This is a genomic window from Streptomyces sp. FIT100 (genome assembly GCF_024584805.1).
In the GTDB taxonomy this organism is placed as follows: Bacteria; Actinomycetota; Actinomycetes; order Streptomycetales; family Streptomycetaceae; genus Streptomyces.
The window spans coordinates 2,844,907-2,865,680 of sequence record NZ_CP075715.1 but is presented as its reverse complement, the minus strand read 5'-3'; the positions used below and the strand labels follow the sequence as shown (position 1 = coordinate 2,865,680).

Here is a 20,774-nt window from a genome sequence, read left to right as displayed (position 1 = left end):
AACTCGGCGTGCGTCCCGGGAGTACCTCAGGTAGGGAAGGGACGATGCGTACACGGACGGGTGGAGCGGATGGAACGTACTGACCTCACGAAACCGGACGCCACGGCGGAGAAACAGGCGGCGAAGCAGGCGGCGAACGGTACGGACGGCCGCGCCGGGACCGGGGCGGACAACGGCTCCGGGACCGCCGGCGCGGGCTCCGGGACAGGCGCGGACTCCGGTGCCGCCGCGGCAGGGGCCCGTACGCGTTCGCGCACCGGCTCCCTGCCCTCCTTCGCGTACACCGCCGCCGACGAGGAGAAACGCCGCGGAGTGCGCCGTATGAAGGCCACCGCCACCGGACTGCTCCTCCTCGTCGCGCTGATCTTCGTGCTCGCCACCTGGGCGAAGAACTCCGGCATCGACGGCTGGCCCGGTTACGTGGCCGCGGCGGCCGAGGCCGGCATGGTCGGCGCGCTGGCCGACTGGTTCGCCGTCACGGCGCTCTTCAAGCACCCCCTCGGCATCCCCATCCCGCACACCGCGATCATCCCCACCAAGAAGGACCAGCTCGGCACCTCGCTCGGCTCCTTCGTCGGCGAGAACTTCCTCTCCGGCGACGTCGTACGGGCCCGGCTGGGCTCCCTCCAGCTCGGCGGCCGGCTCGGCGCCTGGCTCGCCGAGCCCGCGCACGCCGACCGTGTCACCGCCGAGCTGTCCACCGCCCTGCGCGGCGCGCTCACCGTCCTGCGCGACTCCGACGTCCAGGCCGTGGTCGGGGAGGCCATCACCCGCCGCGCCGAGGCCGCCGAGATCGCCCCCGGGATAGGGAAGACGCTGGACAAGGTCGTCGCCGACGGCGCCCACCACCGCGCCGTCGACCTGATCTGCGCCCGCGCCCACGACTGGCTCGTCCTGCACGGCGACTCGGTCATGGACGCGGTCCAGGGCGGGGCCCCCGGCTGGACCCCCCGCTTCGTCGACCGCAAGGTCGGCGAGCGGGTCTACAGGGAGCTGCTCCGCTTCGTCACCGAGATGCGGGACGCGCCCAACCACCCCGCGCGCGGCGCCCTCGACCGATTCCTCGCCGACTTCGCCGCCGACCTCCAGTCCGACACGGACACCCGGGCGCGCGTCGAGCGCATGAAGTCGGACGTGCTGGCCCGCCCCGAGGTCCAGGACATCATCGCCTCCGCCTGGGCCTCCGTACGCACCATGATCATCTCGGCGGCCGAGGACGAGCGCAGCGAGCTGCGGCTGCGCGCCCGCGCCTCGCTGATGTCGTTCGGTGCGCGGCTCGCGACGGACGGCCGGCTCCAGCAGAAGCTGGAGGGCTGGGTCGAGGAGGCCGCGGTGTACGTGGTGACGACGTACCGCACGGAGATCACATCCCTGATCAGCGACACCGTCGCAGGCTGGGACGCCGAGCACACGTCCCGCAAGATCGAGGCGCATATCGGCCGTGACCTGCAGTTCATCCGGATCAACGGCACGGTGGTCGGCGCGCTGGCCGGCCTGGTGATCTACACGGTGGCGCACGCGCTGGGGGCATGACGGGCACGCTGACCGGGACGGGCTGACCGGCACATCCCGGTGAGCACGTGCTGACCGGCACATACGGGGCGGCACGTGCTGACCGGCACATACGGGGCGGCACGTGCTGACCGGCGCAAGCCTGCCGCGGAGCATGCTCGCCGCATGCGCTGGGCGCGGTACCGGACCCTGCTGTCCGGCTCCGCGCCCAGCTCCAAGGGGGAGTTGCCTCTTGATACGTACGGGACTTCGCGTGCGTTCAGCGCACGGCGCGATGGACCGCCCATGAAGCGAGCGCCACACCGCCGGCCACGGTGAAGACGGCCGGCCAGGCCCCCAGCTTCCTGGCCAGCGGATGCGATCCGGCGAAGGCGGCGACGTACGCGGCGCTCAACCCGGCCACGGCCCTCCCGCCGGCGTCCTGCCGCCACTGCCGGGCCGCGACCGCCCCCGCGGCGGCAAGGGCGACGCCGCCGAGCGGACGCTTCCCGGTCCAGCGGGCGATTCCGTAGCCCCCGATGAGGCCGCCCGCCGCGACCGCGCCCGCCGGAATCCTGCTGGCTGTGCCGGCCATGGTGTGCCGCCTTTCGTGCGCGGCGCGTGTCGGCGCCTGTCGTGCATGTCCGTGCCTGTTGCCCGTCGAGCCTAGGCGAGCGGCGGCGCAGGGCGGGCGGCGGGTGCAGGTGCGTGGGCCAACTCCCCCGGTAGCCGCGGTGATTGCCGCTGCCCGCGGCGCGCGGAAACCGAGGGTGCGGCATTCTCGTCCTTGCGTTGGGGGCCGGCGTACCCGCACATCACACGGGGGGATCACCATGCGCAGCATTCGTCCACGTACGGGCACCACGACCACGCTTCTCTCGGCACCGGCTGCGGCTGCGGCTGCGGTACTCGCGCTTCTGGTGCTGACCGCCTGCGGCGGACCGGAGCCGGAGCCGGGCGGCGGGCCGTCCGGGCCCGCCGCGACGTCTCCCGCGACGGCCGCATCCGTCGAGGTCGCGGACTCTCCGTTCGGCCGGATCCTCGTCGACGACTCCGGCCGCACGCTGTACGGATTCACCAGGGACAAGCCCGGTGCCGCAAGCGCCTGCGGCGCCGACTGCACCGCGGTCTGGCCGGCCCTCACCCCCGCCCAGGCCGTCCGGGCCGGCAGCGGCGTGAACGCCTCGCTGTTGACACGGACCAGCAGGCGCGAGGGTGCCGAGCAGGCCGCGTACGGGGGCCGGCCGCTCCACTACTACGTGGGCGACGCGTCGCCCGGCGACGTCAACGGCCAGGGGCTCGACGGCGAGTGGTTCGTGATCGGAGCCGACGGACAGCTGATCCAGAAGGCTCCCTGAGACTCCTCGGGCACCCCTGACGCCGGCCCCCGTCCCCGCCTCTCACTCGCAGGCGACGCCGTCGCCGTCGCGATCGAGGTGCCGCCCGTATCCGGGGTCACCGAGGCGTACGGGCGCGGCTCCGGCGGCGCGGGCCGCGGCGCAGTTCTCGTAGTACGTACTGCCTCCGCCGCCCCCGGAGCCGCTGCTGCTCCCGGACCCGCCGGACCCGCTGGACCCGCCGCTGGAGGGCTCGCATGCCACCCCGTCCCCGTCACGGTCGAGGTGTCCGCCGTACCCCGGGTCCCCGCGGTGCAGCGGAGCCGCCCCGGCCGCGCGGACGGCGTCGCAGTTCCGGTAGTGGACGCCGGCGGGGGGCTCGGGAGCGGCGGATGCGGGTGCGGGCGCGGTCACCGTGATCCGTACGACGGCGGTGCCGCCCGCCACCTCCGGGTCGTCCGGGCTCACCCGGTACGTGAACTCGTCCTCGCCGTCGTACCCGCTCTCCGGCGTGTACGCGATCCGTCCGCCGCCGTCGATCTCGGCGGTGCCGTGCGCCGGAGCGGTGTCGACGGTGAGGTTGTAGTCCGTGGCCAGAAGCGCGCTGGTCAGGGGCTGTGCGGACGCGCCCGCCCCGGATCCCGCGCCCCCGGTCGCGGTGTCATTGGCCAGTACGTCGACGACCAGCCGCTTCCCGGCGTCGGCCGCTTCCTCGTCGTCGACGAGCCGAAGCGTCCACGCGGGCGCCGGAGGGGGTGCGGACGGGGACGGAGACGCGGACGCGGGCGTCGGCGAGCTGCTCCCGGCCACCGCCTTGGTGTCCCCATCGGCCGTACCGCCGTCGCCGGTCCCGCATCCCGCGAGCGCCATGATCAGCACCGCGCCCAGCGCACCCACCGCACCCACCGCACCCACCGTGCGCGTGCGCGTCTCGACGAGCAATCTCCTTCTCACGGGGCCCCCTTGGGAATCGCGCCGTTCAAGAGGGAGCCGATGGTGGCAGGCCCCCGGCGGCGAAGGGCTCGGAAGTCCGGAAGTCGTTCATTTGTGATGACAATGTGCACAGTGTGTGTCTAGGTCGTGGTCGGTCCGGATCCGTTGCGGTGAAGCGCCGCGGAACGCACCCTGGAAACAGAGACAGGCAGCAGGGAGACCGCCATGCCCAATCTCGAAGAACAGATCGACATCACGGCACCCGGTGACGTGGTCTGGGACCACCTGCACCAGGTCGAGGACTATCCACGTTTCGTCGGAGGAGTCCGCGAAGCCCGGCGCGAGGGTGCGTCGGGCCTCCATATGGACCTGGAGACCAGGGGCGGCACCGTACGCGGAATCGACGCCAGCACCGATGATCTCCGGCCCAACGAGACCATGACGTGGAGGACCACGGACACCCCGCACCTCAGCGGCTCCGTCTCGCTCCTCCCGATCGACGCGAGCCACACCAGGGTGCAGGTCCGCATGGAATACGACCCCAGCGAGGCACATGACGCCTTCGGGGGCCCCAAGGGGTTTGCCCAGTCCTCCGCCATCGAACGGACCGTCCGGGAGGATCTCCACCACTTCAAGGACCTGGTGGAACAGGCACAGCCCGGCAGATAGCAACCACCCCACCCACGCCCCGCGCGCCGGGGCTGACGGAACCGTACGGCGAAGGTGATCCGTCATGACGCAGCACTGGAACATCGACTTGTCGTTCGAGGAAGACGGGACCCGTACCGCCTGCACGGCGTCCCTGAGCGGCCCGGACGCTCCCGGCGTCGAGGGGAAGGGAATCGCAAGGCGCAGCCCGGGCGACACCCCGGACGCCAAGATAGGCGAGGAACTCGCCGCCGCCCGAGCGTGTTCGAACCTGGCCCATGAACTCGTCGACCGCGCCGCGGCCGACGTCGAGGGCCACACCCACAAACCGGCCGACATCGCCATGTGATGCCGCACCGCACCGCCCTTGGGGGCCGGGCCCGCGCCCGGTCCCCACTTCTCATGGCCTGACGGGCCTGACGGGCCTGACGGGCCTCACAGGCCTCACGGGCCTGATGGCCTTACGTTGCCGCGGTGCTTCGTACCTCGAAGCCTTCGAGCCCCTCGGGCTCCTCCTCCCGCACCTCGACCTCACGCACCACGGCGGTCGGCGGCCCCTGACCCGCCCACCGCACCAGCGTCTCGACGCCGTCCGGCTCCCCCTCGAACACCGCCTCCACGCTCCCGTCGGCGAGGTTCCGCACCCACCCGGCCACCCCGTACTCCCGGGCCACGCGCCTGCACGTGTCCCGGTAGTACACGCCCTGGACCAGCCCCGTCACGACCACGCGCTTGCGCACCATGGGGCCTGATCGTACGAGCCCCCGGCCGGGGACCGGGGGCGACGCGTCGCGGTCGGACCGTCAGGGCCACAGCCGGTAGGTCACGTCCTGCTCGAGATGCTCGGGCTTCTTGTCCTTGAAGACGAGGCGCAGGTGCGTGTAACGCCGCTGCTCAGGATTCTTCGGCCACGGCGCCGGCCGCTCGAACGCGACCTCCACCGGGTAGGAGTGGAACTTGCCGGCCGCGCAGTTGGGCTTGCAGTCGTTCACCACGTTCAGCCCCGAGCCCCTGGCGACACTGCGCCCCCAGTCCCTCCACTTGAGCTCGGTGAGGCCGCTGTTGCCGTCCCCGCAGGCGATCAGGTACTTCTCGGGACGCACCTGCGGCTTCGAGAAGCAGTCGATGACCACGACGCCGGCGCGCGGCTGCGCAGCCGCGGAAGGCGGCGCGGAAGCAGGTACGGAAGCGGAAGAGGAGGCGGACGCGGATGCGGACGCCGGTACGGCGGCTACTGCGAGCGACATGGCGACATAAAACAGCCCCGCTGTCCTCAGCTTGTGTCTCTGCATATCTGCTCCCAGCTGTCTCGTCGAGTACACCTACCCGCCGCGCGGCGCGATCTGCGGCTCTGCGGCACGCGCGGGGCGGCTCAGCCGACCTCCACTCAACGTTGCTCCTGTATCGACGCTACGACCGCCCCCAGGGACCCACCACCGCACAGGGTGACGCCGTCACCTCGACGCGAAGGCGAGAATGTCCTGCACAGCCTCGCGCAGGCTCCCGAAATGGCGGTGTACACCGCTGACCGCAGCAGGAGCGTTGACCCCCCACACCGTCATTCCGGCACGCAGTCCGGACTGCACCCCCGACGGCGCGTCCTCGATGACCAGACACTCGCGCGGCTCCACACCGAGCAGCGCGGCGGCCCGGAGGTAGGGCATGGGAGACGGCTTGCCCTCGTCGACCGCGGCGGCGTCCACCACCAGCCCCGGAGCGGGCAAACCGGTCCGCTCGAACCGTCCCCGCACCCGGTGCTCATAGTTCGACGTCACCAACGCCCACGACCCCTGCGGCAGCCCGGACAGAAGCTCCGCAGCCCCGTCGAACGCCGCATAGACACCGGACCGGACGTCCTCGTCCTCCAGCTCGTGCAACACCGCCAGACACTCGCCCGGATCGCGGCCCGGAACGACCTCCGCGAAGGTCTCCATCGGCCTCGTCCGCAGCGCCACCCGATAGACCTCATCGGGGTCGTGCCCGAACCGCCTGGCCCATGCGTGCCAGACCCGCCGCTGGTTGTCCACCGCGTCGATCAACGTGCCATCGACATCGAACAGGACGCGCCGCTTGGCGCCGGGCGGGGTGCATTCACTGGTCACACCCTTGATCATGCCACCGGGCCCAGACCGCAGGGCGAGATTCTCGGACGGTCCTCAGACTCTATGCTGAGAGCGGCGCACACGCCTACTGGCCGCTCAATTCTCTGTTCCACCAATTGAGGTGGTAGCTGAGATGGTCAGGATGCAACCCATGCTGCTTCTTTACCCAGAGTTTGCGTGGTGTGACAGTCGCGGAATCGGTCGAGCGATCGATGACGGTCCAGTCCTCGGCGATGGAAATCGCCCCGGTGTCCAGCCTTACATGGCAGTTAGGGCACAGGCAGAGGATGTTCCGTTCAACATCGGGGCCATCGTGGGGTTTTCCGAGCGGACGGACGTGCGCTCCTTCGCTGTAGGTTCGCCCGTCCCCTCCGACAAGGCGTGTTCGGCACACCTGGCACTGGCCCTCGTAGAGGTCCTTGATCCGCCGCGCGGCAGCGGCGTCTCGAACCAGGCGCTGCACCTGCGTGGTTCGCGTCTCGGGGAACTTCTCTGCCGTGTCGAACTCGAGCATCTCAGCAACGTGCTGTTCGACCTCGGTTAGCTCTTGCTGGGTATCCGGCAACCGCTCAAGGTCGAACTGACAGATCTTGATCTGTGAGCCATCCGGTGCCGGCGTCTTGGACACGGCAGTCCGGATAGCTGTGATCACGTACAACCCGTCGTACCTGTAATCGTCGCGGAGTGAGTACCGTCGATCGCCCTTGGGGCCACGGATAATTCGAACCGAGTATTTCCGCTCAAAGCTCAGCTTCAGGGCGGCGTTATCCTCGTACTCCCAGCTCTGGTCCTTAAGTACTCGACTAGTCGCACGCTCGCGCTCCGCCTCAGGTGATGCTCCTGTATAACGGATCCGCGTCCAGCGGTCGTCATCGTCCTCATACCCACCATTGAGAACGATGGCGTCCCCGACTGTGCGCCCGTCCTTGTCGCTGTACTTGGAGATGCCGCGCACCATGTCGCCGTGAAGCTTTGCCGCAAAGACATCGGCGCGCCGATGGAATACCTCGCCCGGTATGACGCCGTCTATGTGTCCAATGGTTCGTTCTGCCGCCATCAGGTCATGTTAGGACCCCAAGTGATCGTCATCGATCACGGTGGCATAAAGATGGCACTTCAGGAACTGGCTGGCCGTCAGTCCCGCCCCGCCCCATGACAGTCCCGGTACGCCGTCCCCGACCCGCACCAGCACGGTGCCCCCTTCGCCGGGGGCCACGGGACCGCCTTGCCGCGGGCCGCGAGGGTTGTCGCGTACTGGGGGAGCAGGCCCGGGTCGGAGGGGGAGGTGGCCTCGGAGGCGGCGAAAGCCTCGTAGGAGGGGACCGTGCCCGTGACGATGCCCAGGTTGCCGGTGCCGGTGGAGGCGAGGTCGCGGAGGGCGGACTCGATGGCCGTGAGGTGGGTCTCGTGGGTCGGGTACTCCGTGGAGAGGGAGGGGTACGCGGCGAGGAGTTCGGTGAGCTCGGGGGTGGTCCAGTGCAGGACCGCCACCGGGAAGGGGCGGGAGAGGGCCGCGCGGTAGGTGCCCAGCTCGGTGCGGAGGCGGGCGATTTCGGCGCGGAGTTCCGTGGGGTCGGAGGAGCCGAGGGACCACAGGCGCTTGGGGTCGTGGAGCTCGTCGAGGGGGACGGCGGCCGTGTGGAGGCGGTCGGCCAGGGCGTCCCAGGAGTCGTGGGGGAGGGCCAGGAGACGGCGGACGCGGTGGCGGCCGCTGAGGAGGGTCTGGGCGGCGTAGGGGATCTCCTCGTCGGGGTCGACGAGGCGGGTGACGGCCGTGGTGAAGGTGTCGTGGGCGGCGTCGAGCTCGTCGTGGGCCTCAAGGGTCTCGGCGACGATCTCCCAGGGGGCCGCGTCGGACGGGCCGGCCGCGCGGATGCCGTCGATGAGCGCGCGGGCCTCGGCCTCGTGGCCGTACTCCCACAGGTTCGCCGCCTGCAGCGCCTTGATCAGATGAGGGCTCTCGGGGGCGTCGGCGATGAGGCGGTCGTACAGGCCGGTCGCGCGGGCACGGTCGCCCGCGAGTTCCAGATGGGCCGCGGCCTGGAGCAGCAGCGGTTCACGGTCCTCCGGGTACTGCTCCGCGGTGCGCAGCAGGCGCTCGGCTTCGGCGGTGTGGTCGGCAGGCGTGTCGGGGCGCATGCAGCACACCGTACTGCTGTACGGGGCCGCGCAGGGGCCTGGTGAGTTGGAGAGGCCGGCCTTATCGTGCGGGCCGTGCGCGAGCGGATACGGGAGCGAATACGGCATCGGTTACAGGAGCGGCTGCGCGAGCGGACGCGGGATCGGGTACCCGTGGTCGTGCAGCGGCGGGGAGGCCGGCGGGGAGTCCGCCGTCGCGTCGCGCTCGTACGCGGGTTGTGGGTGACCGCCGAGCTTGCGGTGACCCTGGGGGTCGTCGTGCTGCTGCTCGTCGTGCATCAGCTGTGGTGGACCAACCAGCAGGCCAAGGCCGATGCCAAGCAGCAGGTGCAGGCCCTGGAGCAGGAGTGGGGCGGGGAGGACGAGGGAGAGGGAGAGGGAGAGGCGACCGGCGAGAGTGGTGTCGGCGGCCTTGAGGTTCCTGAGGTTCCCGATGGCTCTGAGGCCGCGCAGGAGAGCGCTGCCCCGCCCCGGGGTTCCTCCGCCGGCCGCACCGCCCCCCGCTGGGACCAGGCGTACGCCGTCCTCCGCATCCCCCGCATCGGCGTCGTCGCACCCGTGGCCCAGGGAATTGCGAAACGGGGCGTACTGGACAAGGGGTACGTCGGGCACTATCCGCGCACCGCGCAGCCCGGGCAGGCCGGGAACTTCGCGGTCGCCGGGCACCGCAACACGCACGGTGAACCGTTCCGGTACATCAACCGGCTCCGCCGCGGCGACAAGATCGTGGTCGAGACACGGGAGGCCGTTTTCACCTATCTCGTGGACCGGGCGCTGCCGCAGACCTCAGCCCGCGACGGCGGGGTGATCGCCGCCGTGCCGCGGAGCGCGGTGAAGCCGGGGTACGGGTACAGCGAGCCCGGCTACTACCTGACGCTCACCACGTGCACGCCCGAGTACACGTCGAAGTACCGGCTCGTGGTGTGGGGGAAGCTCGCCTCGATGCGCCCCCGGTGAGTCCTCGATGCGACCCCGGTGAGGGGAGCGCCGACCTGGGCGTCTTAAGCTCTGCCGACCCTTTTGGCTGGTCTTGTGATGGAGCGAGAAATGGTGAGCAGACGTGGTCTGTTGGGTGGGGCGGTTTTCATCGGAGCGGGGGCGCTGACAGGTGTCGCGGGGGCCGCGGGGAGCGCGGAGGCGGCGACGGCGGGGGAGGTGCTGAACACCCCGTTCACGCCGCTCACCGCCCCGCATCTGCTGCAGGCGGAGCAGATGGTGCAGTACCAGCGGCTGCTGGCCGCCGGCTATCTGCCGGACGGGCTGGCCGGCCACTGGCCGCTGGATGGCGAGGCCAAGGGCGCGGACCGGTCCGGGTCGGAGCGGCCCGTCACGCCGGGCCCGGCCGCCAGCTGGACGGCACTGCGGGCCGGCGGGGAGCTGAGCTTCGACGGCACGTCCGGGGCGTACGCGGCGACCGCTTCCGTGCTGGACACGACGGCGCCGTTCACGGTCTCGGCGTGGGTACGGCTTTCCGACGCGGCCACGGGCGGGGCGGACCTGGCCAACATGTACACGGCGGTGAGCCAGGACGGTGCGATGTGCAGCCGCTTCCTGCTCCAGTACGAACCGGCCGTGCAGACATGGGCGTTCAAGGTCCGTGACGAGGCGCAGACCGTCAAGGTGTCGGCCGTCGCCACGACCGCTGCCGCCAAGGGTGTGTGGACGCATCTGGCGGGTGTGTGGGACGGCGCGGAGATCCGTCTCTACGTCGACGGTGCGCTGGCGGGGAGCGCCGCCACGACGGTGTCGTGGGCCGCGACGCAGGGGTTCAACATCGGCCGGGCGAGGTTCGACAGTGCGCCTGTGAACCGGTTCAACGGGTCGATCGGCGATGTGCGCGCGTACGACCGGGTGCTGACGGGCGAGGAGATGGAGATCGTGAGCGGGCGCAAGGCCCGGTACAACAACAACTACCTGGTCGGCGAAACCCCGTCGGTCGTCTGGGGGCAGCCGTCCGACCCGGCGAGCTGGGTCGCGCGGGCGCGCTGCTCGTCGTTCATCACCCGGGTACTCAAGCAGAGCCATTCCTGGGCCACGGACGCGTATTTCTCCACGCACTTCCACGACAGCGGTCCGGAGGCCGCCGACTACCACGACGGCTTCAAGGCCGGAGCGGGCCCCCGTTTCAAGTCCATCCGGAAGGTGGCCGACCTGCGGCCCGGTGATCTCATCTCCGTGCACTACAACGGGACCGATGCGAAGAACACGGGTCACATCGTGATGGTCCGGCAGGTCAAGGGGGTCTTCACGGGGTCGATGAACTTCGCGGGCGAGACCCAGTACGCCGTCGAGATCATCGACAGCACGTCCGACCCGCACGGCGTCTACGGACTGTCCACGTATGCGCAGTATCCGGACACGCGGATGGTCAGCGATGTCGTCGGCGAGAACTTCACGGGTGTCGGCATCGGCCACATGATGTTCTACGCGTCCGACGCCACGGGCGAGTTCTCGCGGTACCGCTTCAGCGTCAACACCGGCTCGTCCGGTACGTACACGGTCGCGCAGCGGCCCGTCTCCGCCGCGCGTATCGTCTGACGCGCGCATGGCCTGACGCGCGCATCGCTTGACGTGTGCATCGCTTGACGTGTGCATCGCTTGACGCGCGCATCGTCTGACGATGCGCGCGGCGGAACGCGCGTACGTGCACGGCGGGGGGAGGACCCGGTCCGGCGGCTCTGCACAGCGGATCGGCGGACCGGCGGCACGGCCGCCTCCGCCGAGCGGCTGTTGCTCCTTCCGGCGGTGCGACGGCCGGGCTACGCGGCGGCGCGGTGGCCGTCTCTGAACGCCAGGACGGCCACCGCGCCCAGCAGGGACATCCCCGCGGACACGACGAGCGCCGTGTCCGCACCCGCCGTCGCCACCGCGATCGTCAGCGCCACGCCCGTGGCCGAACCGATGTAGCGGGCCGTGTTGTTGGCGCCCGAGCCCATCGCCGCACGCTCCGGCGGTACGGACTCGACGGAGAGGCGGGGCAGGGCGGCATTCAGCAGGCCGCTGCCCACACCGGCCACGGCGAGGCCCGGCAGCAGCTGGGCCCAGCCGCTCCGGTCGCCGCCCGGCGAGAGCGTGCCGAGCATCGCGAGCACACCGGCCGCCGAGAACACGAAGCCCAGGACCAGCTGATGGCGGGCGGTGACCCGGCCCTCCAGCCGCTTCGCCTGGAGGGCGACCAGGAACGCCGTACCCGACCAGAGCAGGAACAGCCACGCGGCGCCAAGCGGGGAGATCCCCGTCGCCCGCTGCAGCATCGCCGGCAGATAGCTGAACAGGCCGATCACGGCGAGGCCGGTGAAGAGGGCGCCCGACGAGGCGGACAGGAAGAGCGGGCGGCGGAAGAGACCGAGGTCGATCATCGGGGTCGCGGTGCGGCGCTCGATGAGGACGAAGGCGGCGAGCAGGACCACGGACGCGGCGGCCAGTACGCCGACGGGCGCGCGCAGCCAGCCGTCGCGGCCGAGGGTCAGCGCCGTGAGCAGCGCCGTCAGGGAGAGCCCGAGGGTCAGCGCGCCCGGCAGATCGGGGCGGCCGCCGCGTGGGGCGCGGGACTCGGTGAGCGTACGGAAGGCGAAGGCGCCGGTGACGAGGGCGGCGACGGCGAGCGCGGCATACGCAAGCCGCCAGTCGACCGTGCCGAGCGCTCCCGCGAGCAGTGGACCCGCGGCGATTCCGGCGCTGACGAACGCGCCCCACACCCCCGTCGCCCTGATCCGCGCCGTCCCGGCGGGGAACGCGTGGACGAGGAGGCCGAGGCTGCTCGCGAGGATCGCCGCGCTGGCCGCGCCCTGGGTGATGCGGGCGAGGGTGAAGACCAGGGTCGAGCCGGCGAAGGCGCCGAGGCCGGTCGTGACGCCGAGCGCGAGGGTGCCCGCGATGAAGATGCGGCGGCGGCCGTAGTCGTCGGCGAGGCTGCCGGCGACGAGGAGGACGGCCGCGAGGCCGAGCGGGGTGCCGTTGAGCAGCCACGCCTGGGCAGAGGGCGGGGTTCCGAAGGCCGCGGCCGTGGCGGGGAGCGTGAGCATCGGCGCGGTGTAGTTCATCAGCGCGACGGCGGTCGCCGCGCTGGTCACGGCGAGGGTCGCGCCGGGTCGGGCGGGGGCGGGGTGCGGGGCGTGGGCTGTGGTGGGCCGCTCCGGGGAACGCTGGGGCGCGGTGCGTACGGGCGGCCGCGATGCCGGGTGGGCCATGGGTTCCTCGCGTCGAATGGCGGATGCGGATGGGGAGTGTTGTGGGTTCGGTGAATGAACCTTGCGCTACTGTTGCGACGGTAGCACACTTGGTTCGTTCATTGAACCTGGTTCGGTCATTGAACCGAAGACGGATAGGCTGGTGCCATGGCTCTGGGAAAGGACTACGCGGCGCAGCAGTGCTCCATCGCCCGCGCGCTCGAAGTGATCGGCGAGCGGTGGACTCTCCTCGTCGTGCGCGACGCGTTCTACGGCGTGCGCCGCTACAACGACTTCCTGGTGCATCTCGGCGCGCCGCGCGCCGTGCTCGCCGGGCGGCTCCAGGCCCTCATCCGCGCCGGAGTGCTGGAGAAGCGGCGGTACCAGGAGTCCCCGCCGCGCGACGAGTACGTCCTGACCGAGCGCGGCCTGGAGCTCTGGCCGACGCTGCGCTCGCTCGGGCTGTGGGGGCGCGGCCTCCCGGGCGCCCTCGCCGTGCGGGTCTTCCGGCACGCGGCATGCGGTACGGAACTGGGGGCGTACGGCGAATGCCCTGCCTGCGGGGTCGGTGTGGCACCGGCGGACGTCGAGATGACGCCGGGGCCCGGTCTTGACCCGGAACCGTCCGACCCGGTCAGTCGTGCGCTGCTGGCGCCGCGGAGACTGCTGGAACCCCTCGTAGTGGAAGCGTCCAGGCCGTGAGTCGTGCTGGGTGCCCGTGCCCGTGCTGGTGTCGTGCCGGGTGAGCCTGGTGCGCCGGCGGGCCGGGCGGGCCGGCCGCGTGCGGGTTATCCACAGGGGAACCCGTGCGCGATTTCGCTCGTGTATAACGAATGAGGGTTCGTCGCGCCCGCACGGACAGTGAAGGGGGGCAGGTATGACGGGAAGTTCGCGGCGGATGCTGCGGCCGCTCGCGCTGCTGCTCTTCATCGTCCTCGTCGAGGTGTTCATGGCCGAGGGGATCGGCCTGTCCACCGCGGTCGCGCTCGCCGCCACCGCCGCGGTGGGTGCCGCGCTCGTCACCTGCGCGGTGGTCCTCTCGCGGTCGGTCCCGCGCGTCCAGCCGACGCGAATACGGACCGCGATACGCGACCGTGAGCAGCGCACGGCCTTTCTGCCGCAGCGCGACCCCGACGCCTCGGGCCGCACCAGGCCCCGAGCCCCGGGCCGTTGCTCTGCGACGGCCGCGTAGGGGCAGCTGACCGGCGTTTCCTGCGTTCCTTCGTCCCTTCGCGGGTCGTCATGCCGACATGTCTGTTTGTTTCCGGCACGACGAGACCCGGAGGGCCTCCATGTCCGCTGTTACGTCCGTTACGTCCTTCTTTGCTGCTCTCCTCGGGCAGCTCGCCGACCTGGTCCAACCCGCTTTCCACGGCTCAGCCACCGCCGCGGCCGTCGTCCTGCTCACCTTGGCGGTCCGAGCCGCCGTCCATCCCCTCTCGCGGGCGGCGGCGCGGGGACATCGGGCCAGGACACGGCTGGCGCCGCGGATCGCCGAGCTGCGCAAGAAGCACCACGGGAATCCGGAGCGGCTCCAGCGGGCCGTCCTCGACCTGCATGCGAAGGAGAAGGTGTCGCCGCTGTCCGGGATTCTGCCCAGCCTGATGCAGGCGCCGGCGTTCCTGCTGCTGTACCACCTGTTCGCCGGCGGCAGCGTGAGCGGTTCGCTGGCCGGCGCCCCGCTCGGCGGACGGTGGACGGACGCGCTCGGCGCGGGCGCCGGGCTCGTGTACGTGGTGCTGTTCGTGATCGTCGGCGCGGTGGCGACGTTCACGTATGTGCGTACGCGGCGTCAGCTCGTGGAGGCGCCTCGGTCCGGGCCGTCCGGGCCGTCCGGGCACGCGGAGCTGCCGGGCATGGGGGTGCTGGTCAAGGCGATGCCGCTGCTGTCGTTCGCGACGCTGATCACGGTGGCCGTAGTGCCGCTCGCCGCCGCGCTGTACGTCGTTACGAGCACCACGTGGAGCGCGGTGGAGCGGGTGTTGCTGTACCCGGCCACCGCCACGCCTACCGGGGGGTAACGGTCCAGTGTGTGAACCGGGTCTTGCAGAGTGGTCGGCCGTCTTGGAGGATCGGCCAAAACTGCGACAACCTCCGATGGCCGCACTCCATCGGCCGACGTCTCCTGGACCACCTCGACCCACAGGGGAGAAAGACCATGAAGCTGCTGCGTGTCGGTACGGCGGGCGCGGAAAGTCCGGCGCTGCTCGACCCGGACGGGACCCTTCGGGACCTGTCCGGGCTGGTGGCGGACATCGATGGGGACCTGCTCGCCGACGATGCCGCACTGGACCGGATCCGGGCCGCCGCCGGGGCCGGGGAGCTGCCCGTCCTCGATGCGGCCGGGCTGCGCGCAGGCCCGCCGCTCGCCCGCATCGGCAAGGTCGTGTGCATCGGGCTGAACTACCACGACCACGCCGCCGAGACCGGGGCCGCGACCCCGGGAGAGCCGGTGGTCTTCTTCAAGGCGGCGGACACGGTGGTGGGCCCGAACGACACCGTGCTCGTGCCGCGCAGGAGCGAGAAGACGGACTGGGAGGTGGAGCTCGCGGTGGTCATCGGACGCACCGCGCGCTATCTGGAGTCGCAGGAGGCAGCGCTCGCCCACGTCGCGGGGTATGCGGTGGCGCACGACGTGTCGGAGCGCGAGTTCCAGATAGAGCGCGGCGGCACCTGGGACAAGGGCAAGAACTGCGAGACGTTCAACCCGCTGGGCCCCTGGCTGGTGACGCGCGACGAGGTGCCCGACCCGCAGGCGCTGTCGCTGAAGCTCTGGGTCAACGGTGAGCTGAAGCAGGACGGCTCCACTGCCGACCAGATCTTCCCGGTGGCCGAAGTGGTGCGCTACGTCAGCCAGTTCATGACCCTCTACCCGGGCGATGTGATCAACACCGGTACGCCCGCGGGCGTCGCGATGGGGCGGCCCGAGCCCAAGCCGTACCTGCGGTCCGGGGATGTCGTCGAGCTGGAGATCGACGGACTCGGGCGGCAGCGCCAGGAGTTCAAGGACGCCTAGTCCGAGGCACGCCGGCCCGGGGCCGCCCGGCGCTGGACACCTGGCGCTCGGGCGCGGGGCCCGCGGGCGCGCACGGCTCGGGCAGGCCCTGGGGAGTGCCGCGGAGGGGGTGCGGGGGATTCACCCCCTCCGCGGAGTCAGGTGGACAGGAAGTCAGGTGGACAGGAGGCGGGTCAGCGCTTCGACCACCATCGCGTGGTCCTCGGCCTGGGGGAGGCCGGAGACCGTGACGGTGCCGATGACGCCCGCGCCCTCGACGCGGACCGGGAACGAGCCGCCGTGGGCCGCGTAACGGTCGGGGTCGAGGCGGGACGACTCCTCGAAGGTCGTGCCCTTGGCGCGGAAACGGCTGCCGACGAGGAGCGAGCTCTCGCTGTACCGCTCCACGACGCGCCGCTTGCGGTCGATCCAGGCGTCGTTGTCGGCCGTCGAGCCCGGCAGCGCGCAGTGGAAGAGCTGCTGGGGGCCGCGGCGGATGTCGATCGCGACCGGCGCACGGCGCTCGTTCGCGAGCTCGACGAGCATCGAGCCGAGCGTCCAGGCGTCGTCGAGGGTGAAGCGGGGCAGAGTCAGCTGCTGCTCCTGGGCCTCGAGCGTCGCGATGTCCGGGGCGCCGGCGGGGGCGGTGACGGCGGTCATGCGTCGAGCTCCACGGTGATGCCCTCGCGGGCCGAGCGGCGGGCCGCCTCCAGGACGTCGAGGGCGGCGGCGGCCTCGCGGGCGGTGACCGGCGGCGGGGTGCCGTCACGCAGGGCGGCGGCGATCGCCGCGTAGTACGCCGGGTAGTCGCCCGGCAGCGTCTCGACGGGACGGCCGCCGCCCGTGAGCGGGGACTCGCCCGAGCCGACCCGGCCCCACAGGGAGGCCGGTTCGACGCCCCACACCTCGTCGGCACCCGGGCGCTTGCCGTCGCGCAGGGCGGCCTCCTGGGGGTCGAGGCCGTACTTGACGTAGCCGGCGGCCGAGCCGAGGACCCGGAAGCGCGGGCCGAGCTGGGCGGTGGTGGCGCTGACGTACAGGTGCGAGCGGACGCCGCTCGCGTGCGTGAGGGCGATGAAGGTGTCGTCATCGGTCTCGGCGCCGGGGCGGCGCACGTCGGACTCCGCGTACACCCGGACCGCCGGGCCGAAGAGGACCAGGGCCTGGTCGACGACGTGGCTGCCCAGGTCGTAGAGGAGACCGCCGATCTCCTCCGGGGCGCCGGACTCGCGCCAGCCGCCCTTGAGCTGAGGGCGCCAGCGCTCGAAGCGGGACTCGAAGCGCTGGACGTCGCCGAGCTCGCCGTCCGCGATCAGCCGCTGGAGGGTGAGGAAGTCGTTGTCCCAGCGGCGGTTCTGGAAGACCGAGAGCAGCAGGCCGTGCTTCTCGGCGAGGGCCGCCAGCGAGCGGGCCTCGGCGGCGGTGCCGGCGATGGGCTTGTCGACGACCACGGCGAGACCGGCCTCCAGGGCGGCGGTCGCGACCGGCACATGGGTCTTGTTCGGCGACGCGATGACGATCAGGTCGAGCTCGTCGGCACGGGACCACAGCTCGTCGGGCGCGGCCGCGAAACGCAGTTCCTCGCCGGGGAACTCGGCGCGGGCCTGGGCCCGGCGCTCCTCGTTCGACGTCACGACGGTGTCGAGGACGAGGCCCTCGGTCGACGCGATCAGCGGGGCGTGGAAGACGGAGCCCGCGAGGCCGTAGCCGACGAGTCCGACGCGGATGGGGCCGGTGGGGCGGGATCCGATGCCCGCGCCACTGCCAGTGCCAGTCATGTGCTCCACCATGTGGTCCACTTAAGCAACGCTGTTGCCAAAGTGCAAGCGGGGCGCACAATGGGGGGTGTGAGGGTGAACAGGGCCAGAGCGATAGGAGCGCCGGGGGAGGGCGCCGGCGCGGCCATGTCCCCGGGCGGCGGAGGTGGCGCCCTCGGCGTCAATCTGCCGCTGCTGCGCAACCACAACGAGGCCCTGGTGCTCGATCTGCTGCGCACCGCTGGGGAGGACGGCATCAGCCGCCTCGAACTGGCCGACCGCACCGGTCTCACCCCGCAGGCCGTCAGCAAGATCACCGCCCGGCTCCGCGACGAGGAGCTGGTCACGGAGGCGGGACGGCGCGCCTCGACCGGGGGTAAACCACGGACGGTGCTGCGCCTCGTGCCGTCCGCGGCGTACGCGGTCGGGGTGCAGCTGGACCGGGACGAGCTGACCGCCGTCCTGCTGGACCTCGCCGGCACACGGATCGCCACCCGTGTCGTCCCTCTCGACCTCGGCGCGGGTCCGGACGCCGTGACCGCCCAGGCGACGCAGGAAGTGCGGACCCTGCTGGCCGGCTCCCTGCCCGGGGGCGAGGCGGACAGCGGTGACCCGGACGCGGGAGAGACGGCGGGGAGGCGGGTGCTCGGCGTCGGGGTCGCCATGCCGGGCCCGCTCGACCACGCCGCCGGGGTGCCGCACCGCGTCACCGGATACCCGGAGTGGGACGGATACCGGCTGAGGGACGAACTGGCCTGCCGGCTCGGGCTGCCGGTCGTGCTCGACAAGGACACCAACGCCGCCGCCCTCGGTCTGCTGTTGCGCGGGAGCGGAGGGTCCTTCGCCTATCTGCACCTGGGCACCGGAATAGGTGCCGGGCTGGTGCTCGACGGGATGCTGTACCGGGGCGTGCGCACGGGCGCCGGGGAGTTCGGCCACCAGGTCGTCCAGCTCGACGGACCGTCGTGCGAGTGCGGCAAGCGAGGGTGCATCGAGGCGCTGTGCCTGGCGGCCGTCGCCAGGGGCGACATCGACGAGGCCACCCGGGTGCTCGGGACCGGTGTGGCGAACCTTGTCGAGCTGCTCGACATCGACCGCGTACTGCTCGGCGGCCGCGTCGTCGCCGCGGCCGAGGCCGAGTTCATACGAGGCGTGCGGGCCACGCTCGTCTCGCGCACCCGGGCCAGGGTCGCGCCCGCCGGGGGCGGCGCCTACCGGGTCGCCGAGGGCGCGGCGCAGCTGCTGCTCGCTCCGGTGTTCGGGCGGGCCGAGGTGGCGTACGTGTCCCACCCCCGCTGAGGCAGCGCTCGCACCGGGGCGGCACCGGGGCGCTGGCGAGGCGGCATCGAGGCGGCATCGAGGCCGGGCCGCGCACCACCCTCCGCCCCGCCGCCCCTCCCGAGCGGCGCGCGCCGGCGAAAATACGCTGGGAGGAGGGACGCTCGGCGGCTGTTCGGCCCCTCCCGTGCGGCATCGGCCGCGGTGGGCGGTTCTGATGGCGCCATGCGTATGCGCAAGGCCCTCTCTCTCCCGGTCACGGCGGCCGCCCTCGCTTCCGCCGTCCTCTCGGGACCGGCCGCTGCGCCCGCCGCCTCTGTCCCCCCTGTCCCTCCCGCTCCCAGGGCCACGGTCGGTCCCGCCCCCACGGCGACCGTCACCGCCCCCACGAAGACCACCCCCGCGGCACAGCAGCCGGTCTGCGGTGACGTGCGCGTCTCCGGCTTCCCCATCGCCACGAGGATCACCGGCGGACCCGCCGCGTTCCGCGCCGGGGCCGGCCCCGGGGAGTTCACCGTCGAGCTGACCAACACCACCGCCCGGCCCTGCCGGAGCGTCCACCCGGTCGTCGTGCTCACCGGCCGGGACCACGCCGTCACCCCCGCCCGGGTCCGGATGGAGTTCTTCGACGCGGGGGGCGGGACCTGGCGGCAGGTCGTCGTCGAGCAGACCGACCACGGCGAGGCCGTCGGCGCCTTCGGGAGTGAGAGCCGGGCCGGGGGTGACGGCTTCGTCGTCCCCGGCCACGCCACCCTCGCCATCCCCGTCCGCCTCGCCTTCCCCGCCCTGGACACCCTCGCCGACTCGGTCGTCGCCAACGCCGCCGTCGTCCAGCGCCGCGGCCTGGACGGCGAGTGGGTGGGCCAGTCCGGCGACTACCGGTTCCGCCTGCTCGCCTCCGAGGAACAGCCGTACGCGAGCAGGCCCCCGGGCGAGGAGCTCGCCCCGACCGGTACGCAGCCCGACATCGGCCTCGTCGCCGCCGTGACCGCGCTCGTCGCCGCCGGACTCCTGCTCCTCGCTGGTGCCCGCCGCCTCCGTACCGGACGGCACTGACCTGGTCGTTCACCAACATCTGGGAACATCCCCCGGTGGACCATCTGAACTACCCGGACGACCTGGACCCCGGCGCGCCCGTCCGTTCCGGCATCCCCGAGCACGGCCGCATCCCCAAGTACTTCACCGTCAAGGCCCAAGTGGCCGCCCTGATAGAGGAGTTGGGCGAGGACGGGCTGCTGCCGACCGAGCGCGACCTCGCCGTACGGTTCGAGGTGTCGCGCGAGACCGTGCGCCAGGCGCTGCGCGAGCTGCTCCTCGAAGGCCGGCTGCGCCGCCAGGGACGGGGCACCGTGGTCGCGGGCCCCAAGCTGGAGCAGCCGCTCTCGCTCGCGAGCTACACCGAGGGCGTCCGGCGCCAGGGACGTACGCCCGGTCGTCACCTGATCTCCCTCGACCGTTTCCCCTGCCCGCCGCGGCTCGCCGCCGAGTCGGGCCTGGAGCGCGGCGAACCCGTCTGGCACATGGAGCGTGTGGTGCTCGCGGACGACGAGCGGATGGGCGTGGAGAGCACGTACGTCGCGGTCGCGCGCGTGCCCCGGCTCGACACCGAATTCGACCCCGACTCGTCCTTCTACGCCTACCTGCGCGACCGGCTCGGCATCGAGTTCGGCGACGCGGACGAGCGCATCGAGACGGTCCTCGCGACGCCCCGCGAGGCGCTCCTCATCGGGACCCCGCCGGCGCTGCCCATGCTGCTGATCCACCGGGTCTCGCGCGACACGGCCAAGCGGCCCCTGGAGCGTGTGCGCACGCTCTACCGCGGCGACCGCTTCAGTTTCTCGGCGCATCTGGGCACATGAGCCGCCCCGCCGGCTGACCCGTCCGCCGGGGCCTCCTCCCGCATGAATATCACGGACACGTAACGG

The 20,774-nt window shown here is 71.9% G+C and carries 23 protein-coding genes; 13 read left to right on the top strand and 10 right to left on the bottom strand.

Features of this window, described 5'->3' with window-relative positions; translation table 11 throughout:
- Positions 1-69 precede the first annotated feature (69 nt).
- A complete protein-coding gene (locus KK483_RS12465) occupies positions 70-1,533 on the top strand; it encodes a DUF445 domain-containing protein (RefSeq protein ID WP_262005303.1) in 1,464 nt (487 codons plus the stop codon).
- A 238-nt stretch (positions 1,534-1,771) separates the two neighbouring features.
- On the opposite strand, the gene KK483_RS12460 is transcribed toward KK483_RS12465, so the two are convergent.
- Positions 1,772-2,086, bottom strand: coding sequence for a hypothetical protein (locus KK483_RS12460; protein ID WP_262005302.1), 315 nt, complete (start codon positions 2,084-2,086; stop codon positions 1,772-1,774).
- 238 nt (positions 2,087-2,324) lie between these two features.
- Here KK483_RS12460 and KK483_RS12455 point away from each other — a divergent pair, with 238 nt between their 5' ends.
- Positions 2,325-2,849, top strand: a complete 525-nt coding sequence (locus KK483_RS12455; RefSeq protein ID WP_262005301.1) for a hypothetical protein — start codon at positions 2,325-2,327, stop codon at positions 2,847-2,849.
- A 42-nt stretch (positions 2,850-2,891) separates the two neighbouring features.
- Here the strand turns inward: KK483_RS12455 and KK483_RS12450 are convergent, their stop codons facing one another.
- The gene (locus KK483_RS12450; protein WP_262005300.1) at positions 2,892-3,782 is read right to left on the bottom strand and encodes an excalibur calcium-binding domain-containing protein; all 891 of its coding nucleotides are present in this window, start codon (positions 3,780-3,782) and stop codon (positions 2,892-2,894) included.
- Between the two features lie 204 nt (positions 3,783-3,986).
- Between KK483_RS12450 and KK483_RS12445 the strand changes: the two genes are divergently transcribed.
- Entirely contained in the window at positions 3,987-4,430 is a 444-nt protein-coding gene (locus tag KK483_RS12445) for an SRPBCC family protein (protein ID WP_262005299.1), read from the top strand.
- A gap of 64 nt (positions 4,431-4,494) precedes the next feature.
- The gene (locus KK483_RS12440; protein ID WP_262005298.1) at positions 4,495-4,758 is read left to right on the top strand and encodes a DUF1876 domain-containing protein; all 264 of its coding nucleotides are present in this window, start codon (positions 4,495-4,497) and stop codon (positions 4,756-4,758) included.
- 112 nt (positions 4,759-4,870) lie between these two features.
- Here the strand turns inward: KK483_RS12440 and KK483_RS12435 are convergent, their stop codons facing one another.
- The 5 genes from KK483_RS12435 to KK483_RS12415 all read right to left on the bottom strand — a co-directional run bounded on the left by KK483_RS12435 (position 4,871) and on the right by KK483_RS12415 (position 8,650).
- Positions 4,871-5,152, bottom strand: coding sequence for an acylphosphatase (locus tag KK483_RS12435; protein WP_262005297.1), 282 nt, complete (start codon positions 5,150-5,152; stop codon positions 4,871-4,873).
- A gap of 60 nt (positions 5,153-5,212) precedes the next feature.
- Positions 5,213-5,656 (bottom strand): hypothetical protein, encoded by a 444-nt coding sequence (locus KK483_RS12430; protein ID WP_262005296.1) that lies wholly within the window; start codon positions 5,654-5,656, stop codon positions 5,213-5,215.
- A gap of 207 nt (positions 5,657-5,863) precedes the next feature.
- The gene (locus KK483_RS12425) at positions 5,864-6,523 is read right to left on the bottom strand and encodes an HAD family phosphatase (protein ID WP_262005295.1); all 660 of its coding nucleotides are present in this window, start codon (positions 6,521-6,523) and stop codon (positions 5,864-5,866) included.
- A 73-nt stretch (positions 6,524-6,596) separates the two neighbouring features.
- On the bottom strand, positions 6,597-7,568 hold the full coding sequence (locus KK483_RS12420; RefSeq protein ID WP_262005294.1) for a YDG/SRA domain-containing protein: 972 nt from the start codon (positions 7,566-7,568) through the stop codon (positions 6,597-6,599).
- A gap of 77 nt (positions 7,569-7,645) precedes the next feature.
- A complete protein-coding gene (locus KK483_RS12415; protein ID WP_262005293.1) occupies positions 7,646-8,650 on the bottom strand; it encodes an SEC-C domain-containing protein in 1,005 nt (334 codons plus the stop codon).
- Positions 8,651-8,872: 222 nt separating this feature from the next.
- On the opposite strand from KK483_RS12415, the gene KK483_RS12410 reads away from it, so the two are divergent.
- Together KK483_RS12410 and KK483_RS12405 are read left to right on the top strand one after the other, a co-directional pair.
- Positions 8,873-9,607 (top strand): class E sortase, encoded by a 735-nt coding sequence (locus KK483_RS12410; RefSeq protein ID WP_313878861.1) that lies wholly within the window; start codon positions 8,873-8,875, stop codon positions 9,605-9,607.
- 90 nt (positions 9,608-9,697) lie between these two features.
- On the top strand, positions 9,698-11,188 hold the full coding sequence (locus KK483_RS12405) for a LamG domain-containing protein (protein WP_262005292.1): 1,491 nt from the start codon (positions 9,698-9,700) through the stop codon (positions 11,186-11,188).
- A gap of 221 nt (positions 11,189-11,409) precedes the next feature.
- Here KK483_RS12405 and KK483_RS12400 read toward each other — a convergent pair whose 3' ends face one another.
- Positions 11,410-12,840, bottom strand: coding sequence for an MFS transporter (locus tag KK483_RS12400; protein ID WP_262005291.1), 1,431 nt, complete (start codon positions 12,838-12,840; stop codon positions 11,410-11,412).
- A gap of 147 nt (positions 12,841-12,987) precedes the next feature.
- Between KK483_RS12400 and KK483_RS12395 the strand changes: the two genes are divergently transcribed.
- The 4 genes from KK483_RS12395 (at position 12,988) to KK483_RS12380 (ending at position 15,835) form a co-directional block, all read left to right on the top strand.
- Positions 12,988-13,521, top strand: a complete 534-nt coding sequence (locus KK483_RS12395) for a helix-turn-helix domain-containing protein (RefSeq protein ID WP_262005290.1) — start codon at positions 12,988-12,990, stop codon at positions 13,519-13,521.
- 175 nt (positions 13,522-13,696) lie between these two features.
- Complete coding sequence (locus tag KK483_RS12390) at positions 13,697-14,011, top strand: DUF6412 domain-containing protein (protein WP_262005289.1); 315 nt, start codon at positions 13,697-13,699, stop codon at positions 14,009-14,011.
- 100 nt (positions 14,012-14,111) lie between these two features.
- Positions 14,112-14,840, top strand: coding sequence for a YidC/Oxa1 family membrane protein insertase (locus tag KK483_RS12385; protein WP_262005287.1), 729 nt, complete (start codon positions 14,112-14,114; stop codon positions 14,838-14,840).
- Between the two features lie 137 nt (positions 14,841-14,977).
- Positions 14,978-15,835, top strand: coding sequence for a fumarylacetoacetate hydrolase family protein (locus KK483_RS12380; protein ID WP_262005286.1), 858 nt, complete (start codon positions 14,978-14,980; stop codon positions 15,833-15,835).
- Between the two features lie 153 nt (positions 15,836-15,988).
- On the opposite strand, the gene KK483_RS12375 is transcribed toward KK483_RS12380, so the two are convergent.
- The gene (locus KK483_RS12375) at positions 15,989-16,474 is read right to left on the bottom strand and encodes a heme-degrading domain-containing protein (RefSeq protein WP_262005285.1); all 486 of its coding nucleotides are present in this window, start codon (positions 16,472-16,474) and stop codon (positions 15,989-15,991) included.
- Positions 16,471-17,592, bottom strand: a complete 1,122-nt coding sequence (locus tag KK483_RS12370) for a Gfo/Idh/MocA family oxidoreductase (protein ID WP_262005284.1) — start codon at positions 17,590-17,592, stop codon at positions 16,471-16,473. The genes KK483_RS12375 and KK483_RS12370 overlap by 4 nt, the downstream gene beginning before the upstream one ends.
- Before the next feature lie 60 nt (positions 17,593-17,652).
- Here KK483_RS12370 and KK483_RS12365 point away from each other — a divergent pair, with 60 nt between their 5' ends.
- From KK483_RS12365 to KK483_RS12355, 3 genes are all read left to right on the top strand, one after another.
- Positions 17,653-18,870, top strand: coding sequence for an ROK family protein (locus tag KK483_RS12365; RefSeq protein ID WP_399013949.1), 1,218 nt, complete (start codon positions 17,653-17,655; stop codon positions 18,868-18,870).
- A 204-nt stretch (positions 18,871-19,074) separates the two neighbouring features.
- Positions 19,075-19,905 (top strand): hypothetical protein, encoded by an 831-nt coding sequence (locus tag KK483_RS12360; RefSeq protein WP_262005283.1) that lies wholly within the window; start codon positions 19,075-19,077, stop codon positions 19,903-19,905.
- 44 nt (positions 19,906-19,949) lie between these two features.
- The gene (locus KK483_RS12355) at positions 19,950-20,708 is read left to right on the top strand and encodes a GntR family transcriptional regulator (RefSeq protein ID WP_262009452.1); all 759 of its coding nucleotides are present in this window, start codon (positions 19,950-19,952) and stop codon (positions 20,706-20,708) included.
- Positions 20,709-20,774 lie beyond the last annotated feature (66 nt).

Bases quoted from the DNA above. Each gene is read 5' to 3' on its own strand.
- KK483_RS12465 (WP_262005303.1), top strand. From the start codon at position 70: ATGGAACGTACTGACCTCACGAAACCGGACGCCACGGCGGAGAAACAG.
- KK483_RS12460 (WP_262005302.1), bottom strand. From the start codon at position 2,086: ATGGCCGGCACAGCCAGCAGGATTCCGGCGGGCGCGGTCGCGGCGGGC.
- KK483_RS12455 (WP_262005301.1), top strand. From the start codon at position 2,325: ATGCGCAGCATTCGTCCACGTACGGGCACCACGACCACGCTTCTCTCG.
- KK483_RS12445 (WP_262005299.1), top strand. From the start codon at position 3,987: ATGCCCAATCTCGAAGAACAGATCGACATCACGGCACCCGGTGACGTG.
- KK483_RS12440 (WP_262005298.1), top strand. From the start codon at position 4,495: ATGACGCAGCACTGGAACATCGACTTGTCGTTCGAGGAAGACGGGACC.
- KK483_RS12435 (WP_262005297.1), bottom strand. From the start codon at position 5,152: ATGGTGCGCAAGCGCGTGGTCGTGACGGGGCTGGTCCAGGGCGTGTAC.
- KK483_RS12430 (WP_262005296.1), bottom strand. From the start codon at position 5,656: ATGTCGCTCGCAGTAGCCGCCGTACCGGCGTCCGCATCCGCGTCCGCC.
- KK483_RS12425 (WP_262005295.1), bottom strand. From the start codon at position 6,523: ATGATCAAGGGTGTGACCAGTGAATGCACCCCGCCCGGCGCCAAGCGG.
- KK483_RS12420 (WP_262005294.1), bottom strand. From the start codon at position 7,568: ATGGCGGCAGAACGAACCATTGGACACATAGACGGCGTCATACCGGGC.
- KK483_RS12415 (WP_262005293.1), bottom strand. From the start codon at position 8,650: ATGCGCCCCGACACGCCTGCCGACCACACCGCCGAAGCCGAGCGCCTG.
- KK483_RS12405 (WP_262005292.1), top strand. From the start codon at position 9,698: ATGGTGAGCAGACGTGGTCTGTTGGGTGGGGCGGTTTTCATCGGAGCG.
- KK483_RS12400 (WP_262005291.1), bottom strand. From the start codon at position 12,840: ATGGCCCACCCGGCATCGCGGCCGCCCGTACGCACCGCGCCCCAGCGT.
- KK483_RS12395 (WP_262005290.1), top strand. From the start codon at position 12,988: ATGGCTCTGGGAAAGGACTACGCGGCGCAGCAGTGCTCCATCGCCCGC.
- KK483_RS12390 (WP_262005289.1), top strand. From the start codon at position 13,697: ATGACGGGAAGTTCGCGGCGGATGCTGCGGCCGCTCGCGCTGCTGCTC.
- KK483_RS12385 (WP_262005287.1), top strand. From the start codon at position 14,112: ATGTCCGCTGTTACGTCCGTTACGTCCTTCTTTGCTGCTCTCCTCGGG.
- KK483_RS12380 (WP_262005286.1), top strand. From the start codon at position 14,978: ATGAAGCTGCTGCGTGTCGGTACGGCGGGCGCGGAAAGTCCGGCGCTG.
- KK483_RS12375 (WP_262005285.1), bottom strand. From the start codon at position 16,474: ATGACCGCCGTCACCGCCCCCGCCGGCGCCCCGGACATCGCGACGCTC.
- KK483_RS12370 (WP_262005284.1), bottom strand. From the start codon at position 17,592: ATGACTGGCACTGGCAGTGGCGCGGGCATCGGATCCCGCCCCACCGGC.
- KK483_RS12365 (WP_399013949.1), top strand. From the start codon at position 17,653: ATGGGGGGTGTGAGGGTGAACAGGGCCAGAGCGATAGGAGCGCCGGGG.
- KK483_RS12360 (WP_262005283.1), top strand. From the start codon at position 19,075: ATGCGTATGCGCAAGGCCCTCTCTCTCCCGGTCACGGCGGCCGCCCTC.